Source organism: Streptomyces sp. E-08 (assembly GCF_049913095.1).
Classification (GTDB): domain Bacteria; phylum Actinomycetota; class Actinomycetes; order Streptomycetales; family Streptomycetaceae; genus Streptomyces.
In genome coordinates, this window is record NZ_CP183971.1 from 1111464 (window position 1) to 1128605 (window position 17142).

Annotated in this window: 11 protein-coding genes; 9 read left to right on the plus strand and 2 right to left on the minus strand. The window is 74.8% G+C overall.

Translation table 11 applies throughout. From position 1 onward, the window contains the following. Positions 1-135 precede the first annotated feature (135 nt). From ACN9MM_RS05195 to ACN9MM_RS05235, 9 genes are all read left to right on the plus strand, one after another. Positions 136-309 carry a hypothetical protein gene (locus ACN9MM_RS05195; protein WP_426362518.1) on the plus strand — a complete coding sequence of 58 codons (174 nt, stop codon included), beginning with the start codon at positions 136-138 and terminating at the stop codon, positions 307-309. A 144-nt stretch (positions 310-453) separates the two neighbouring features. Beyond that, on the plus strand, positions 454-1203 hold the full coding sequence (locus ACN9MM_RS05200) for a glycosyltransferase (protein WP_426362519.1): 750 nt from the start codon (positions 454-456) through the stop codon (positions 1201-1203). Positions 1204-1208: 5 nt separating this feature from the next. Continuing rightward, positions 1209-2660 (plus strand): glycosyltransferase family 4 protein, encoded by a 1452-nt coding sequence (locus ACN9MM_RS05205; protein ID WP_426362520.1) that lies wholly within the window; start codon positions 1209-1211, stop codon positions 2658-2660. Continuing rightward, positions 2657-5119, plus strand: coding sequence for a lipopolysaccharide biosynthesis protein (locus ACN9MM_RS05210; protein WP_426362521.1), 2463 nt, complete (start codon positions 2657-2659; stop codon positions 5117-5119). Before ACN9MM_RS05205 ends, ACN9MM_RS05210 begins: the two co-directional genes overlap by 4 nt. After that, entirely contained in the window at positions 5116-6960 is a 1845-nt protein-coding gene (locus tag ACN9MM_RS05215) for a glycosyltransferase (protein ID WP_426362522.1), read from the plus strand. Before ACN9MM_RS05210 ends, ACN9MM_RS05215 begins: the two co-directional genes overlap by 4 nt. Next, positions 6942-7814: a PIG-L deacetylase family protein gene (locus tag ACN9MM_RS05220; protein ID WP_426362523.1), complete on the plus strand. Its 873-nt coding sequence runs from the start codon at positions 6942-6944 to the stop codon at positions 7812-7814. The genes ACN9MM_RS05215 and ACN9MM_RS05220 overlap by 19 nt, the downstream gene beginning before the upstream one ends. Beyond that, positions 7811-9460 carry an ArnT family glycosyltransferase gene (locus ACN9MM_RS05225; protein ID WP_426362524.1) on the plus strand — a complete coding sequence of 550 codons (1650 nt, stop codon included), beginning with the start codon at positions 7811-7813 and terminating at the stop codon, positions 9458-9460. Before ACN9MM_RS05220 ends, ACN9MM_RS05225 begins: the two co-directional genes overlap by 4 nt. Further along, entirely contained in the window at positions 9447-10541 is a 1095-nt protein-coding gene (locus ACN9MM_RS05230) for a glycosyltransferase family 4 protein (protein ID WP_426362525.1), read from the plus strand. The genes ACN9MM_RS05225 and ACN9MM_RS05230 overlap by 14 nt, the downstream gene beginning before the upstream one ends. After that, the gene (locus tag ACN9MM_RS05235; protein ID WP_426362526.1) at positions 10538-11812 is read left to right on the plus strand and encodes a beta-galactosidase; all 1275 of its coding nucleotides are present in this window, start codon (positions 10538-10540) and stop codon (positions 11810-11812) included. Before ACN9MM_RS05230 ends, ACN9MM_RS05235 begins: the two co-directional genes overlap by 4 nt. On the opposite strand, the gene ACN9MM_RS05240 is transcribed toward ACN9MM_RS05235, so the two are convergent. Next, positions 11803-12597: a class I SAM-dependent methyltransferase gene (locus ACN9MM_RS05240; RefSeq protein ID WP_426362527.1), complete on the minus strand. Its 795-nt coding sequence runs from the start codon at positions 12595-12597 to the stop codon at positions 11803-11805. The two genes, ACN9MM_RS05235 and ACN9MM_RS05240, sit on opposite strands and share 10 nt — an antisense overlap. Continuing rightward, entirely contained in the window at positions 12594-17072 is a 4479-nt protein-coding gene (locus ACN9MM_RS05245) for an aminotransferase class I/II-fold pyridoxal phosphate-dependent enzyme (protein WP_426362528.1), read from the minus strand. Before ACN9MM_RS05245 ends, ACN9MM_RS05240 begins: the two co-directional genes overlap by 4 nt. Positions 17073-17142 lie beyond the last annotated feature (70 nt).

Genomic DNA, 17142 nt, shown 5'->3' on the forward strand with positions numbered 1-17142 from the left:
ACGCGTGACCGACTGGCCCCTCGCCGATGCCCGGCGTCGCTCGCTCTGCCGCTCCCCGCACCCCCCGACCGCGCACCCGGTCCGCCGGGCCTCCGACCGGATCGGCCTCGGCGCCCCTCCGCCCCGGAGCCGGGCGTGCAGGCCGCGCGGCGCGGCGCGGCGCCGGCGGGCCCGTACGACCCACACGCGCACCGCACGCCGCGGGCGCGGCTCGGGCCGAAGCGCCGGCCCATCGGGCCCACCCGCCCCACCCAGCTCATCAGGTTCACCGGGTTCACACGGCTCGACCGGCTCGCCCGGGCCCGCTGACGGCGGCACCCCCCACCGCACCGCGGGCGACTCGACCGGCCCCTCTGACAGCGGCACCGCCCGCCGGGCCCTCGTCCACGCACCGATCCCCCGCGCGACCGCGCGCCCCGCGCCCCGCGCCTTCCCCCGAGGAGGCGAGGCGTGATGGCCGCCGCACGCACCCACGCACCGCTCCCCCGCCGGCTCGTCCGCCCGCCGGTGGAACTGGAACTCCTGATCCCCGCGTTCAACGAGCAGCGCCGACTGCCCTCCACCGTGGCCGCCACCGTCGACTACCTGACCGCACGGCCCTGGTCCTCGGCGGTCGTCGTCGTCGACAACAACAGCGCCGACGGCACGCTCGACGTCCTCGGACGCTTCGCCGGCTCCCCCGTCCCCGTCCACGCCATCGGCTGCAGCGACCAGGGCAAGGGCGCGGCGGTCCGGCGCGGGATCGAGACCTCCTCGGCCCGGTTCATCGGCTTCGCCGACGCCGACAACGCCACCCCCGTGGACACCCTGGACCGGGTCATGCGGCTGCTGCGGGCGGGCCACGGCGCCGTCATCGCCTCCCGCCACGCGCCCGGCGCACGCCTCGACGTGGAGCAGCCGCTGCTGCGGCGCGGCGGCGGCCTGCTCTTCCGCGCCCTCGCGCATCTGTCGCTGCCCGGCGTCGCCGACACCCAGTGCGGCTTCAAGTTCTTCCCCGGGCCGCTGGCCCGGGAGATCGCGCGGGACTGCCACATAGACGGCTTCGCCTTCGACGTCGAACTGCTCGCCCGGGTCGTGCGGGCCGGGCGGGACGTCGTGGAGGTGCCGGTGGTCTGGCACGACGTTCCCGGCTCGACGTTCTCGGCACGGCGCGACGGACTGCGCTCGATGGCCGACCTCGTCCGCATCTCGCTGGCCCGGTGATCGCCGTGACCGCACTCGACCGGCTCGCCCGTACCGACCTCGCCTTCCTCAACTGGCGCGACCCCTCCCATCCGGACGCGGGCGGAGCCGAGGCGTACTGCTGGGAGATCGCCCGGCGTTTCGCTGCGGCCGGAGCCCACGTCACCCTCGTCTCGTCGCGGTACCCCGGCTCGCGTGCCCGGGAGTACCGCGACGGGATCCGCGTCGTGCGCGCCGGCGGCACCTTCGGCGTGTACGCCTCGGCCGCCGGCCATCTCCTGCGGAACCGTCACGCGTACGACGCCGTGGTCGACTTCCAGAACGGGATCCCGTTCTTCTCCCCGCTGTTCACGCCCCGCTGGACCGCGGACGTCTGCGTCATCCACCACGTCCACCAGCAGCAGTTCGACACCCGCTTCCGCTGGCCCCTGAACTCCGTGGGGCGGGTCCTGGAGAAGCAGGTCAGCCGGCGGGTCTACCGGGGCCGGCCGGTGGTGGTCGTCTCGCCCTCCACCCGCGAGGGCGCCCGGCGCGAACTCGGCTTCGGCAATCCGATCCACATCGTCCCCAACGGGCGCCCCGGCCCCGCGCCCACCGCCCCGGCCGGGCACCGCTCCGCCCTGCCCGCGCTGACCGTCGTCAGCCGGCTCGTCCCGCAGAAGCGGGTCGACCTGATCCTGCGGGCCGTGCCCGCGCTCCTGCGCCGCCGTCCGGAGCTGCGCGTCGACGTGTGCGGGGACGGCCCCGAGGCGGAGCGGCTGCGGAAGCTCGCCGCCGAACTGGGCGTGGGCTCCGCCGTCGTCTTCCACGGACACGTGACCGAGGAGCGCAAGCAGGAGCTGTTCCACCACGCGTGGCTGACGGTGGTGCCGTCCGTCGCGGAAGGCTGGGGACTCGCCGTCATCGAGGCGAACACCGTCGGCACACCCGCCCTCGCCTTCGACGTGCCGGGGCTGCGGGACGCGATCCGGCCGGGCGTCAACGGCTGGCTGCTCGACCCCGGCGCGGATCTCGCGGAAGGCGTCGCCGCCGCCCTCGACGCGCTGTCCACGACCGAGGCGCGGCGCCTCGCCGGACTCCGGTGCCGGGCCTGGGCCGACGCGTTCTCCTGGGACGCCAGTGCCGAGCGGCTCGCCCAGGTCGTCCTGGAGGACCTTCAGCGCATCCACCGTCACCGGCGCTCCCGGCGCAGCGCGAGCGACCTGTCGGTGCTCACCCGTTTCACGTCCCCCGACCCCGACGCGACCGAACGGGCGGTACGGGGCTCCCTGCGCCAGACCGACGTCTGGAGGCGCGAGGGCGACGCCTTCCGGCTCCTCCTCCACGGCTGCGACGAGGTACGGGCGCTCAGCGCCCTGCGCCGCCTCGACGTCGCCGAGGCCGACATCTCGCTGGCGAACGGCCACGACGTCCTGCTCGGTACGGCGGAGCCCGGCGACGGGTCCGCCACGGGCCGGGCCCAGGGGAGGCGGCCGTGAAGCCCTCCGGCTCCCTCGCCACCCGGCCGGCCGTCCACCCGGACGAGGTCACGGCGGTGCACGGCGCGCGCTGGATCGCCACCGCCGTGGTCGTGGTCGGCGCGCTGAACTACGCGTACTCCCTGGTCCTCACCCGGCTCCTGGACGTCTCCGGGTACGCCACCTTCGCCGCGGGTCAGGGCCTCATCGTCTGCACCGCCGCGGTGGCCGTGGTGACCGTGCCCTGGATGCTCGCGCAGGCCCTGGCCCGTGCCCGTTCGGACGGCGAGCGCGGCGAGGCGGTCCGCTTCGCCGTGGTCACGGCGTTCGCGGGCGGCACCGTCGCGGCGCTCGTGGTGGCGGCGGTGTCGATGGAGTTCGCGAGCGCCGCGACGACCCTCGTCATCGCCGGCGGCACCATGGCCGTCTACGTCACCCGGGTGAGCGCCGGCTGGCTCCAGGGCACCGAGCGGCTGCGGACGCTGGCCGTCCTCACCGCCCTGGAAGCCGCCCTCAAGTTCGGCGTGGGCCTGTTCTTCGTCACCGCCCTCGGCATGGGCGAGACCGGCGCCCTCGCGGCCTTCGGGATCGCCGTCCTGCCGTACGTCTTCTTCCGGCCGCGCCGCTTCCCCGGCGTGCCGCGCCGCCCCTGGCGGGCGGTGACCGCCGACCGGGTGCTGTGGCGCCGGGCCTCGGGCGTCGCCTCGCTCCAGGGCGTGGTCGCGTTGCTCGCCGCCGTGGACATCGTCCTGGTCGCGATGCTGCCCACCGACCGGGCCGCGGCGGCCAGTTACCAGGCGGCCGTGATGCTCGGCCGGGTGCCGCTGTTCCTCGCCGGGGCCGTGTCCATCGCCTTCCTGCCCGCGCTGTCGCGACGGCGCGCGGGCGATCCGCTGACGGCGAGCGCGCTGCGCATGTACCTCACGGTGGCGCTGCCGCTGACCGTGGTGGCCGCGACGGCTCCGGGCGCCCTGCTCGCCGAGATCTTCCCCCCGGGATACTCCATGGTCTCCACCCTGATGGCCTGCACCGCCACGTCGGGCCTGGCGCTCGGCGCGCTCGCCCTGCTCGTGACCTTCGCCCAGGCGGTCAACGACTACGCCTGCCTGCGGACGCTCCTCGCCGGTCTCGCCGTGTACGTGACGGCCCTGCTGTCCGGCTGGGCCGTCGGCGGGGTGCTCGGGATGGCGGTCGGTGGACTGTGCGGGACGGTCACGGCCCTGGTGCTGATCGGCGTGCGGCACGCGCGCCACCACGGCTTCGGGGTGGCGGAACGTCCCTTCGCCGGGGTGGTGCTGCCCCTGCTCGCGCTGGCCGGCGCGATGGCGCTGCTCCGCCCGTACGCCCACGCCTGGTTCGCCGCCGCCGTGGTGGTGAGCGGCGTCGCGCTGTGGCGCTTCTTCGGACGGCGCGGCTCGCCCGTCCCGGCGGCCGACGCCGCCGGGGACGCTGCCGGGGACGCGCCTCCCGCCCCGGTCGCGGAGTCCGGCCCCGGCCGGCCCGGGACACCGGCGCCGGCCCCCGGCGAGCGGCCGACAGCAGGGGCCGCGGCCCACGACGAGCGGACCGTGCCGCTGCTCGTCGACGCCGTGTGGCGGGGCCGGGTCCGGCCCGCCGGCGACGAGGAGCTGCTCGGCGCGCTGACCGCGGCCCGCCTCAACCAGGTGGAGGGCCGACTGGCCCGCGCGTACCCCCGGCAGCTCGCGACGACGCTCGAAGAGGTGGAGAACGCGACGGGCCTGTTCCGGCGGAACCTCGTGGAGTCCACGGACCGGCTGCGTTCGGCGGGCATCCCGACCGTCCTGATCAAGGCCGACCTCGGCGGCGACTACGTGTACGGCAACTTCGACCTGGTGGTGCCCCCGGGACGGCTCCCGGCGGCGCAGGCCGCGCTCGACGGCTGGTACGCGCACCGCACGACGTACTGGCTGGAGCGCACCAGCAAGGTCCTGCTGGAACCCCCGCGCGGCCCGGCGGCGCACCTGCACGGCTCGGTCTCGTGGTTCGGCGTTCCGGTGGTGCCCACCGAGCGGCTCTTCGCGCGCGCCGAGCGTCCGCCGCACGCCGACGGCGAGGCCGACGGATACGCCTGGCTGACGCCGTGCCCGTCCGACCGGCTGCGGATCTGGCTGGCACACGCCCTCTTCCAGAACCTCACTCTGGACCTCTCCGAACTCCTCGCGCTACGGCCGCTGCTGCGCCCCGAGGTGATCGCGGAGGCCCGCCGGGAGGCCGCCCGCGAAGGCTGGAGCGCGGGCGGCCGTGCGGCGCTCGCCGTCGCCGTCGAGGCGATGGAGCGGCTCGACCGGGGCGAGCCCGTCCCGCTGCCGCTGCCGCTGCCCGTGGGGACCTCGCTCCGGGCCGGGGCCGAGCACTCCGGGCACCTCCTCGGCGCGGGCCGGGTCCGGGCCGCGACGCGTGAGGCGTCCCTGCGCGTCCCCCTGGTGATGGCCAAGAAGCTGCGGAGGCGGGTGCCATGACGACCGACCGAGGCCCTCTGCTCGTCGCGGTGTCGGGACCGGACGGCGCGGGCAAGTCCTCGCTGACGCGCCGGCTCGCGACTCTGCTCCGCGAGCGCGGGGTCACCGTCGTCACGACCCACTGCTACGGATGTTTCCTGTGCCGCTGGTTCCCGGTTCCGCCGCGCGCGCGGGAGACGGGGGCCCCGGGCGGGGACAGGTGGGCACGGCGCGCCTCGGATCCCGAGCGCCGGGGATCCCGGCGGCGCCGTGCCCACGCGTTCCTCGACGCGGGCGAGCTCGCGGCCCGGATCTCCGTGGCCCGGCTGCTCGTGCGGGCGCGGGCGCACGGCGGGCAGGCCGTGGTCGTGACGGACCGCGGGCCACTCGACGGGCTGGTGAAGTTCGACCTGCCGGCCTCCTCCCCGGCGGCGGCCTCCTTCCGCCGGATCGCCGGCCGCTACGGTCTGACCCTGCTGGTGGAGACCGGTCCCGAGACCCTACGGGGCCGCGGCTGGGAGGAGATCGCGGGACCGCCGACCGTCTGGTGGGCCCGCTACCGGAGCTGGTCGCGCCGGCTGCCGGGCATCGCGCGGCTCGACGGCGAGCGGGCCCCGTCGCTGGTGGCGGCCACGGCTCTGGAGCGGATCCTCGACGAGGTACGTGAACGGGAGCGGGCGGTCGCCGAACCGGAGGGCGGCGCGGCCGGGGACCGGCGGCACGTGGTGATGTCGATCTACGACGACGCGGACAACCCCGCCTACCGGGGCGGCGGAGCGCTGGTGGTCGGGAAGGTGGCGCGGCGGCTCGCCGAGGACTTCCGGGTGACGGTCGTGACGGCGGGGCGGCGCGGCGGTACCGAGGACCGGGACGGCATCCGGTACGTCCGGCTGCCGGTGAACCGGGCCGGGCCGCGCGGCGGGCAGCTGCTGTTCCTCTCGGTGCTGCCGTTCGTGGCCCGCAGGATCCGGCACGACCTGTGGCTGGAGAGCTTCACTCCCCCGTTCTCGACGAGCTTCCTGCCCCTCATGACGCGCGCCCCCGTGGTCGGCATCGACCAGGGCCGCAGCGCGGAGGCCCTGTGGCACCGCTACCACCTGCCGTTCTTCCTCGTCGAGCGGCTCGGGCTGCGCTGCTACCGGCACCTCGTGGCGCTGAACGCCGCCGACGGATCGGCGATCCGCAGGTTCAGCCCCCGGGCCGACGTGCAGGTCATCCCGAACGGGGTGGAACAGCGCCGCCTCGACGAGTCCCTGCTCGGGTCCGGACAGTTCATCCTCTTCCTGGGCCGGATCGACACCTGGGTCAAGGGCATCGACCTGCTGCTCGACGCCTACGACCGGGCCCGGCCCCCGCTCGACCTGCTGCTCGCGGGCAGCGGCACCCCCGCCGAGGAGCGCCGCCTCGCGACGCTGGTCGCCGCGCACACCCGCGGCCCGGAGCGCCGGATCCACTGGGTGGGCTTCGCCGACGAGGAGCGCAAGCGGCAGCTGCTGCGCGACAGCGCCTTCCTGGTGATGCCCTCGCGGCACGAGACCTTCGGCCTCGTGGCCCTGGAGGGCATGTCGTACGGCAAGCCCGTGCTCCACTTCGACCTGCCCGCGCTGCGCTGGATGCGCGACGGCGGCGACGTGGCCGTGGCGCCGTTCGACGTGGCGACGTTCGGGGGGCGCATGACCGAGCTGGCCACGGACACGGCGCTGCGCCGCCGGCTGGGCCACCGCGCCGGGATCGCGGCGCGCCACTACACGTGGGACGAGATGACGGGCAGCTATCTGGCCCTGGCCCACCGGCTTCTGGACTCACCCGCCGCCGACCGGCGGCCGAGAAGGAGGGGGGCGTCATGGCAGACGACCCGCTGACGGGTTTCGTCCATACCCTCGTCGGCTCCTGCGTCCCGATGCTCGTGCTGTCGCCGCACCTGGACGACGCCGTCCTGTCCTGCGGCGCCCTGCTGGGCTGGGCCGGGCGGCGGGCCCCGGTGACGGTCGCCTCGCTGTTCACGGAGGCCGCGCCGCCGCCGTACACCCTCTCGGGGCGGCAGTACCTGAAGCAGACCCGTTCCGGGGACGCGGAGGAGCTGTTCGCCGAGCGGCGTGCGGAGGACCTGCGGGTCCTGGAGCTGCTCGGCGCCGAATGGCACCACGCCGGCCTGGTCGACGGGCTGTTCCGGCGGCTGCCGCGGCCCCGCCCGGGCACCGGGGGGCTGGCCCGGCTGCTCCCCGAGGTGGCGCACGTGTACCCGACGTACCGGCTGCACCTGACCCGGGGCCGGGTCTCCGCGCACGACGCCGAGACCCTGCGCGCGGTCGGGGAGACCATCGAGGCGCTGCTGCCCGCCCGCTCCGGCGGCCTGGTCCTCGCGCCCCTGGCCGTGGGCGGGCACGCCGACCACGTCCTGGTCCGCACCGCCGCCGAACGCAGCGGCCGCCGGGTCGTGTACTACAGCGACTTCCCGTACAACCAGTCGGCCGCCGCCGACGCGGAGTTCACCCGCCGGAACGGGCTGGTGGCCCGCGCCTGGGAGCGGGACCTCGACCGGAAGGCCGAGCTGATCCGGGGCTACCGGACACAGGCCGACGCGCTGTTCCCCGGGGGCCGCGTACCGCGCGCGCCCGAGGTGTACCTGGTGCCCGAGGCCGGCTCCGGGACCGTGTCCCGGACAGCCGCCCGGCCGCCCGGCACCCGGGCCAGGACCGTCGGGGGTGTGCCGTGACCGTTCCTCGCACCGCACCCGCGCCCGCCCGGACCACGCGGGCGGGGTGGCCGTCCGCGCGCCCGCACCGGCCCCGGGGCCCCGTCCCCGCCGGGGTGTACGCGGCCCTGGCCGCGCTGCTCACGGTGACGCTGCGCCTGGTGGAGATCGGGCGGGCCGGGGACGTGTTCATCGACGAGCCGATCTACCGGCGCCTCGGCGACAGCGCCGCCGCGGGCGGCTTCCCCCGCACCGGCGAAGGTCTGTTCTTCCTGCACCCGCCCGGCTACTTCTACCTGGAGGCGGGCTGGACCAAGCTCGTCGGGGAGCATGCGGACATCATCGCGGGCGTGCACTCCTCGCGGGTGCTCAACTCCCTGCTCGCCGGGGTCACCGCGGCCCTCCTCGTCCTCCTCGTCGCCCGGGTGCGCTCGCCCCGCGCGGGCGCGGTCGCCGGGCTGGTGTTCGCCCTGGACCAGTTCTGCATCCGGCAGAACGACCGGGTGCTCCTGGAGACCGCCACGATGATGTGGATCCTCGCCGGCTATCTGGTCCTGGTGGGGCTCGCCCGTGCCGATCCGCCCGGCCGCCCCCGCGCCCGCGCCCTGCTCGCCGGTCTGTTCCTCGGCCTCGCGGTCCTGACGAAGGACCACGCGACGCTGATCGCCGTCCTGCCACTGGTCGCCGCCCTGGCGCTCGGCTGGGGACCGCCCCGGCGCCTGCTGGCTCTGACGCTCTCGGCGACGGTGCTTCCGTACGCCGTGTACGTGATCCTCCTCGCGGGCTTCGGGCACTTCGACGCCTTCTGGGAGGCGAAGACGTCCGGGGTGCGGCGGCTCCTCGGGATGGTGCAGGAGACGGGCTTCAACGCGGCGGGCACGCCCTCGCTCTCGGGCCGGCTCCTCGACGAACTCCCGGGCTACGCGGGCACGTACCTGCTGCTCGCCCTGACCCCGGTGGCCCTGGTGCTGCTGTGGCGGCGCAAGGAGCCCGTGTACCGGCTCCTCACGCTCTTCCACGCCTCGGCCATCGTCACCCTGGGGTACGCGCTGGCCATCGGGACCCTGGAGGAGCAGGCCCTGTACCTGCTGTTCGTGCCGAACCTGGTGGCGCTCGCGGTGACCGTCCCGGTGCCGTCCCGGCACCGGCGGGCCCTGCGCGTCCTGGCCGGCGCCGCCCTGCTCGCCGTGCTCGCGACGCCCGCCGCCGTGTACGCCCAGAACCGGTGGACGCCCGACGACGGCTTCCAGCGCCTCCGGGCCTACCTGCTGACGCACGTCCCGGCGGGCACCGCCATCGTCACGGTCGACGGGCAGCGGACCCAGGGCGTCACGAACTGGCTCCTCGACGGCACCTACCGGCTCGGCCACTGGGTGACGCCCGGCGAGCGCGCCGCCGCGGACGCCGACTACCTGGTCGTGCCGTGGCGGGTCATCGAGCAGGGATACGGCCGTTCCCCGCTCGCCGAGGTGCGGCGGCTGACGGACGGGCTGCGGCCCGTGGCCGCCTATCACGGACCCACGTACGGCACGCTCGCCCTGTACCGGCTGCCCTCGCCGCTGCCCGGTCCGGACCTCACCCGCCTCGTCGTACCCGGCTCCGCGGCCGGACCGCTGCTGCCGGCGCCGGGGCCTCCCGCGGCGGAGGTTCCCGATGCGCCGCGGTGAGCGGCGGCCCCGTGTCCTGCTCCTGACCAGCAGTCCGCTGGACGGGTCGGAGGGCTGTGACGTGCGGCTCGCCGCCGACGTGCTCGGGGCGCTGCCCGACGTGGACTTCGTGTGGTTCAGCCAGTGGCCGGACGGGCGACAGGCCGCTCCGGAGCGCGGCCGCCCGGTCCGCATCCTCTCGCGGGACGGGGTGCCGCACGTGCCCGAGCGGGTGCAGTCCGCGTGCGCCGGGGCCGTGTTCGCCCGCCGGGTCGACCTCGTGCACGCCTTCCTGACCATCGGTCGCACCTTCCCGGTCTTCTCCTGGCTGCGTCCGCTGCTGCTCGGCGGACGGCCGGTCGTGCACACCGTGCCCGGCGTGATGGACAGCCGCTATCTGCGCCGCACCCGTCCGCTCGGGACGACGGTCGCCCTGTCCGAGTCGATGGCCCGCCGGCTGCGGGCCGCCGACTTCGGCGACGTCCGGGTCGTGCCGCCCATGATCAGCCTCGACGCGTGGCCGTACCTGCCGCGCCCCGAGGGGTTCCCGGCGGTCCTCTTCGCCGGGCACCACGATCCGCACGGCGGGGCGGAGACCGCGATCGAGGCGGCGGCGGAGGCCCACCGGGAAGGAGCCAGGTTCCGGCTGGTGCTCGCCATGCGGGGGCGGCCGGGGCAGGACAGCGAGGCCCTCGACGAGGCGCTGCGGGAGCGGGCCGGCGCGGCCGGGCTGCCCGATGTCGAGGTGCTCGGGTACGTCGACGACATGCGCGCCCTGCTGGCCTCCGTCCAGGTGCTCCTGTTCCCGCCGGCCGTGCTCGGCGGCAAGGCGGACATCCCGCTCACCGTGCTCCAGGCGCTGGCCTCCGGGCGGCCGTCGATCCTCAGCGACCTGCCCCAGTTCGCCGACTTCGGGCACGCCGTGCTGCGGGCCCCGGCGGGCGACGCGCGCCGCACGGGCCAGCAGCTGGCGTGGCTGCTGGGCCAGCCGCGCTCCTGGGACATGCTCGCGGAGCGGGGCCGCGCGCTGGTCGAGGACCACTTCGGTCCCGAGCGGTTCGCCGCCCGGTACGCGGCGCTCTACCGGGAAAAGTTGTCATGACGGGGACGTGGTGGACGGGAGCCCGCGGTGTGCCGGGCACCCTGGTGCTGCTCGCGGTGCTCGTGCTGCTCGTGGGGGCGCTCGGGGGGCTGCGGCGCGAGGACCCGCGCCCGGCGCCGTACTGGTACGGCACGCTCCAGACCGATCCCGCGCGGGCGCGCACCGAGTACGAGCACGGCATCCGGGTCGCGCACCTGCAGATCGACTGGGGCCGGCTCGAACCGGAGCAGGGCGTGTACGACGAGGGGTACGCGCGCGAGGTACGGGACCGGGTCGCCGCCTTCCGGGACGCGGGGCTGCGCGTCGAGGCGAGCCTCGGGCTCAACCATCCGCCGCCCTGGCTGCCGGACGCCTACCCGGAGTCGGTCTGGACCGACCAGTTCGGCCGGCGGTCCACGACCACCCCGAACATCGTGTTCAGCGAGCCGGTGCGCGAGGGGGTCGCCGACTACGTGCGCGCGGTGGACCGGCTGATCGGCCTCGACACCTTCTGGGCCGTACGCCTCGGCGTCAACGAGAGCGGCGAGTTCACCTATCCGGCGCCGACGCCGGAGGGCGAGGGCCCGGCCGCGTTCTGGGCGTACGACAGCCACGCCCAGGCGAGTTCCCCGTTCCCGGGCTGGCGACCCGGTGAACGCACCTACCACGGGCGGCCGTTCACCACCGCGGACGCCGCCCGCTGGTACGACTGGTACGAGGGTGCCCTCGCCGGGGCCGTGAACTGGCAGATCGACCTGTACACCTCGCTCGGCTACCGGGGGCAGCTCAAGGTCCTCGTGCCCGGCTCCGGCTTCTACCCCTCCGACCTGCGGGCGGCCGTCGGCGCCCGGCTGGCCGGCTCGCCGTCGATCGGTCTCGTCGGCAGGGGCGCGGGCTTCTTCCGGACGCTGGGCCTGATCGAGCACCGGGACACGGTACGGATCGTGACCACCGCCCTGGTGGACGGCACGGGCAGGCCCGGGGACAACGGCTGCGCGCCCGCCGACGCCCGGGTCGACGTGTCGGCGCCGGACGACGCGGCGGTGCGCGCCTGGTCCTCGGCGCGCTGGGTCACGGCGGTCGCCCGGAGCGCGGGCTTCACCCGGCTGGCCGGGGAGAGCGCGGGGCCGCAGATCGCCCCGTACCACGACGGGGTGACCGACACGGCGTACCGGCAGATGGCGTCCTGCGGGCTGGAGGGCATGATGTGGGCCTTCGACCGGCACCTGTACGACGGGACGCCCGGCTCCTCGCTCGACCGGTACGCCGAGACGATCCGGCGTCACCCCTGAGCCGGTGCCGCGGGCGCGCCGGGCCGTTCGGCGACGAGCAGCAGGACGCCCGTGTCCCCGTACTCGGGCAGGGTGCGGTCCTTGGCGAGCCGGGTGATCCGGAGGCCGGTGGTGCGGGGCACGAACACGGCCCGCAGGGCGGTCTCGTCGACCGGGCAGGCGGGCCAGACCGGGCCGGTGCCGATGCGGTAGCTCGGCATGCGTTCCATGAAGGCGGCGAGGAGCGTGCCGCCGGGGCGCACGGCGTGGACGAAGGCGTCGCAGACGGCGGTGAACTCGTCGAAGTCCTCGGTGACGCTCTCGGCGACGAAGTTCATCGAGGCGAGGTCGTAGGTCCCCGGGAGCAGGTCGGCGGCGGTGCCCCGCAGGACGCGCACCCGTCGGAGCGCCTCGGCGCACCGGTCGGGGAGGGCGGGGTCGAGGGAGCGGCAGAGGGCGTAGAAGGGCTCCCAGCTGTCGTCGATCCCGTGGGCGAGCTGCGCGCGCAGGTAGCGCACGCTGGCGGCGCTGGGTTCGAGGGCGTCGATCACGAGGCTGGCGGCCCCGGCGAGCATCAGCGGGTACAGATTGGGTCCCGCGCCCAGCTCCAGGGTGCGGGACAGGCTCCCGGGGGCGAACCGCCGGTAGACGGCGGCGTGGTGACGGATGACGCCGACGTCGCAGGGGTGGAGTCTGCGGTAGTTCTCGGCGAGGTAGTCGTCGACCGGCCAGGCGTTCCAGTCGGCGTCGCGGTTGCGGCGGATCCGGCCCGTCTCCCCGGGGACCGGCGGATCGGGGACGTTCACTCCTCCGCCGGCCTTCCTGCGGTGACGGTACGGGGGGTCTCGGCGGGCTGCAGGGTGAAGCGCGCGGCGAGTTCCGTGAGGGCGGCGCACAGCTGCTCGATCTCCTCGTCGGTGTTGGCTGCGGTGATCTGGATGCGGAAGCCCACCCGGTCGCGCGGGACGAGCGGGTAGGACGCGAGGGTGACGTAGATGCCGTGCTCCCAGAGGAAGGCGGCGACGGCGTCGAGGTCCGCGGAGTCGCCGAGCGGGATCTCGATGATCGGCAGGCCGTCCGTGTTGGGGGTGGAGATGCCGAGGCCCCGCACATGGGCGAGGACGCGGGCCGTCATGCGGTACAGCCGGGCCCTGATCTCGTCCCCGCGCCGGTCGTTGAGGTCGAGTCCGGCGAGGGCGGTGGCGAGCGAGGCGGTCGGTGAGGGCCCCGAGTACAGGTACGGGGCCGCCGCCACCTTGAGGTGGTCCTTGAGCCAGTGCGGTACGGCGAGGAAGGCGAGCAGGGAGGAGAAGGCCTTGGAGAAGCCGCCGACCAGGACCAGGTTGTCGTAGGTCTCGCCGAAGTGGCGGACGATGCTGTTCCCGCGCGAGCCGTACGGGCTGCTCTCGCCGGGGCGGCGCTCTCCGATGACGCCGAAGCCGTGGGCGTCGTCGACGTACAGCAGGGCGCCGTTCTCCCGGCAGGTCCGGGCCAGCACGGGCAGGTCGGGGTAGTTGCCGGTCATGCTGTTGACGCCGTCCATGCAGACGAGCCGGCCGGCGTCGGCGGGCGCGCCGCGCAGCAGCGCCCCCAGTTCGTCCGGCCGGTCGGCGCGGAAGCGGTGGATCTCGGCGCCCTGTCCGCGGGCGCCGACGCAGCCGTCGTACACGGTGCGGTGGGCCTGCGCCTCGACGAAGACCTGTCCGGTGCCGGCGAGCAGCGGGATGACGGACTGGTGGATGAGGGTGATGGTGGGCAGCAGCAGGGTGTCCGGGGCACCGAGGAGCTCGGTGAGCCGCTCCTCGATGCGGGGGTAGAGCCGGGGGCTGCCGATGAGCCGGGACCAGCTGGGGTGGGTTCCCCACCGCCGGACCTCGGGTTCGATCGCGTCGATGATCTCGGGTTCCAGGTCGAAGCCGAGGTAGTTGCAGGAGGCGAAGTCGACGAGCCAGTCGTCGCCGACGCGGATGCGGCGGCCTTCGACCTCGTCGATGACGGCGTCGCACATGAGGCTCGTCCGCTGGAGGTGTTCCAGGTCCCGCCAGCGGGATTCGCGCGGAGGCCGGACGGTACGGACGGCGGACACGGGACCCGCGAGCCGCACGACCGGCCGGGCGGCGGGACCGGCCGCCCTCGACGGGGCGCGGTGCAGATAGGAATCGGCCTGGTGGGCGGTCATGGGGCGGGCGAAGAGGTAGCCCTGGCCGTACCGGCAGCCCATCTCGGCGAGCAGCGACCGCTGCTCCTCGTGCTCGATGCCCTCGGCGACGACCTGGAGGCCGAGGACGTCGGCGATGCGCACGATGCCCTCCACGAGCGCCACCTGCTGCGGGTCGGTGGTGAGGTCGTCGATGAACGACTTGTCGACCTTGAGGACGTCGATGGGGAACTCGCGGAGGTAGCTGAGCGAGGAGAAACCGGTGCCGAAGTCGTCGATGGCGATGGCGACGCCCAGCTCCTTGAGGGCGGACATCGTGGTGCGGATCTGGTCGTCCCTGCGCATGAGGACGCTCTCGGTGAGCTCCAGGACGAGCGAGCCGGGTGCGAGCCCGGAGGAGTGGAGGGCGCGCCGCACCTCGTCGAGGAACCCGGGGTCGCGGAACTGCCGGGCGGAGACGTTCACGTTGGCGCGCAGGGGGGTGCGGCGGGGGTGGGAGCGCTGCCAGCGGGCGATGTCGAGCGCCGCGTGTTCGAGGACCCAGGCGCCCAGCGGCATGATGTGGCCGCTCTCCTCGGCGAGGGTGATGAACTGGTCGGGCGGCACCATGCCGCGCCGGGCGTGCGGCCAGCGGATGAGCGCTTCGAGACCGGCCGGGGCGCCGCCGTCGACCTCGACGATGGGCTGGTAGCGCAGGGCGAAGGCGTGGTCGGCGATGGCCGTGTCCATGCCCGCCTGGAGTTCGTGCCGGGCGACGAGCCGTGAGTGCAGCTCGGGGTGGAAGAGCCGCCACCGCTTCTTGCCTGCGGCCTTGGCGGCGTACAGGGCGAGGTCGGCGTGGCCGAGGAGCTCCTCCGCGTGGGCGCTGTCGAGCACGGTCGCGATGCCGACGCTGGTCGACACGGAGACGGCGCCGTCGGTCAGGTGGAACGGCTGGCTGAGGGTGTGCACGATCTCGGCCGCGAGGGCCTCGGCGTCGCGGGGCTCGCGCGCGCCCTCGATGAGGACGGCGAACTCGTCGCCGCCGAGCCGGGCGGCGGTGTCGGTGAGCCGCAGGACCGAGGCGAGGCGGCGGGCGACGGCGACGAGGAGTTCGTCGCCGACGGAGTGCCCCATGGTGTCGTTGACGACCTTGAAGTCGTCGAGGTCGACGAAGAGCATGCAGGTCAGGGTGGACTCGCGGCGGCCGCGGAGCAGCGCGCGCTCGATGCGTTCCAGGAGCAGGACGCGGTTGGGGAGTCCGGTGAGGGAGTCGTGGAAGGCCCGGTGGGTCAGCTCCCGCTCCAGCTTCCGCTGCTCGGTCACGTCCCGGAGGGTGAGGACGAGGCCGTGGACGGTGCGCTCGTCGCGGAGGTTGCTGCACCGGACCTCGACCTCCAGTGCGTCGGAGCCGCTGTGCAGCAGCTTCCAGTCGTCCCGGGCGTCGGCGGCGCCGCGGGCGCGCGCGTCGGCGACGAGGCGCAGGGCACTCGCCGTGTCGGACGGGGCGACGAGGTCGGTGAGCGGGGTGCCCGCCAGCAGGGAGCGGCCGAACATGGACTCGGCGGAGGGGCTGGCGTACCGGACGGTGTCGTCGTCGTCGACGATCAGGATGACGTCCGAGGTGTTGTGGACGAGGGTGCGGAAGTAGGCCTCGCTGGTGCGGCGGTTGACCTCCTCGCTGAGGCCGAAGCGTTCGAGGGCCAAGGCGGCCTGGGAGGCGAGGGACTGGGCGGGTCCCGAGATCTCCACGAGCTTCTTCTCCGGCCCTCCGAGGAGGAGGACGCCGAGCAGCGGTTCGCGTCCCGCGGGCGTCTGGAGCTCCAGGGGGCAGAGCAGGACGTGGGACTCGGGCGTGATCTCGGCGGCGACGGACGGGTCGAGCCGGGTCAGCGGGAGCAGCCGGGTGCCCTCGGCGACCATGTCGGGCCAGTCGGTGCCGCGGGGCCTGGTCAGCTCGTCGGTGCGGCAGCTCCAGGGGTGGTCCGCGGTGGCCACGGCGGTGAGGCCGCCGCGGCGGTCCCGGGTGAGGAGGAGGGCCCGGTGGGGGGTGCCGGGGCCGAAGAGGGTGGCGGAGGCCGTCTCGACGGCTCCGGCGACCTCGCGGGGGCTGAGGGCGGCGACGAGGGAGGCGGCGGCGACCCGGAGGCTCCGCTCGCGGGCCTCGGCCTTGCCGTGGTCGCTCATCATGCCCCAGAGCCGGGCGAGGACCAGCAGGAACATGATCGCCGAGAAGATCGCGATGACGGCGATGTCCTTGCTCTGGTCGTGGCGCAGCGACTGCAGGAACAGGAGGGCGGGGGCGACCAGGGAGGCTCCGGCGAGCAGCGCGAGCCGCCGTTCGGCGATGCGCGGGGGCGGTTCGGGGGCGCGCTCGGTGAGGCCGGTCATGGAGGGGTGGAGGGCGGCGAGGCCCCAGGCGGTGAAGAAGACGACCCAGCCGAGGTCCCAGGGCGTGCCGACCTGCCAGGTCCCCTTCAGCTGGAGGATGCCGTAGATGACGTCGGAGGCCAGGATGCCGCAGGTGCCGAGGGTGAGGAGCTGGACGGACCGGGAGCGCAGCCCGCCGGGGACGAGGAGCCGGGCGAGCATCGCCAGCATCAGCACGTCGCCGAGGGGGTACGCGATGGAGATGGCCTTCTCGGTCCAGGTCATGTCCTCGTTCCTGGCGAGGGGGTTGATCAGGTTGACCCAGCAGAGCAGCGCGAGGCCCGAGGTGAGGATCAGGGCGTCGAGGACGACGGCGAGGTCGCGGCCCACGGCCCGGTAGCGGATGAACCCGAGCAGGCCGATCGCGAACAGCGGGTAGGTGGCCAGGTAGAGGGCGTCGGCGACGGACGGGAAGGGCCTGGTCTGGCCGAAGAAGGCCTCCAGGGCGTTGTAGGCGGTGTCGCCGCCCACGAAGGTGAGGTTGGCCGCCGCCAGCACCAGCCAGGGCCAGCGCCGGGCGGGCCGCTGCAGACGGACGCCGACGAGGATGGCGATGACGCCGCTCAGTCCGATGAGCGCCCACAGCACGGTGTGGCGCGCGGGGAAGTTCAGGTAGGCGATCGTCAGCAGCGTGACGATCAGGAGGTACACCAGGGTCCAGCGGCGCAGTGTCCCGGACATGGTCTGCGTCCGGTTCGGCTCGCGCTGCGGCATCTTCGACCGCCCCCTTGCCGGGTCGGACGCCGTCGGGAGCGCCCTGGTCGCGGATACGGACCCCGTACGG

Excerpts from the sequence above, each read along its gene's own strand:
- ACN9MM_RS05200 (WP_426362519.1), top strand. The coding sequence starts at position 454 with ATGGCCGCCGCACGCACCCACGCACCGCTCCCCCGCCGGCTCGTCCGC.
- ACN9MM_RS05235 (WP_426362526.1), top strand. The coding sequence starts at position 10,538 with ATGACGGGGACGTGGTGGACGGGAGCCCGCGGTGTGCCGGGCACCCTG.
- ACN9MM_RS05245 (WP_426362528.1), bottom strand. The coding sequence starts at position 17,072 with ATGCCGCAGCGCGAGCCGAACCGGACGCAGACCATGTCCGGGACACTG.
- ACN9MM_RS05215 (WP_426362522.1), top strand. The coding sequence starts at position 5,116 with ATGACGACCGACCGAGGCCCTCTGCTCGTCGCGGTGTCGGGACCGGAC.
- ACN9MM_RS05220 (WP_426362523.1), top strand. The coding sequence starts at position 6,942 with ATGGCAGACGACCCGCTGACGGGTTTCGTCCATACCCTCGTCGGCTCC.
- ACN9MM_RS05230 (WP_426362525.1), top strand. The coding sequence starts at position 9,447 with ATGCGCCGCGGTGAGCGGCGGCCCCGTGTCCTGCTCCTGACCAGCAGT.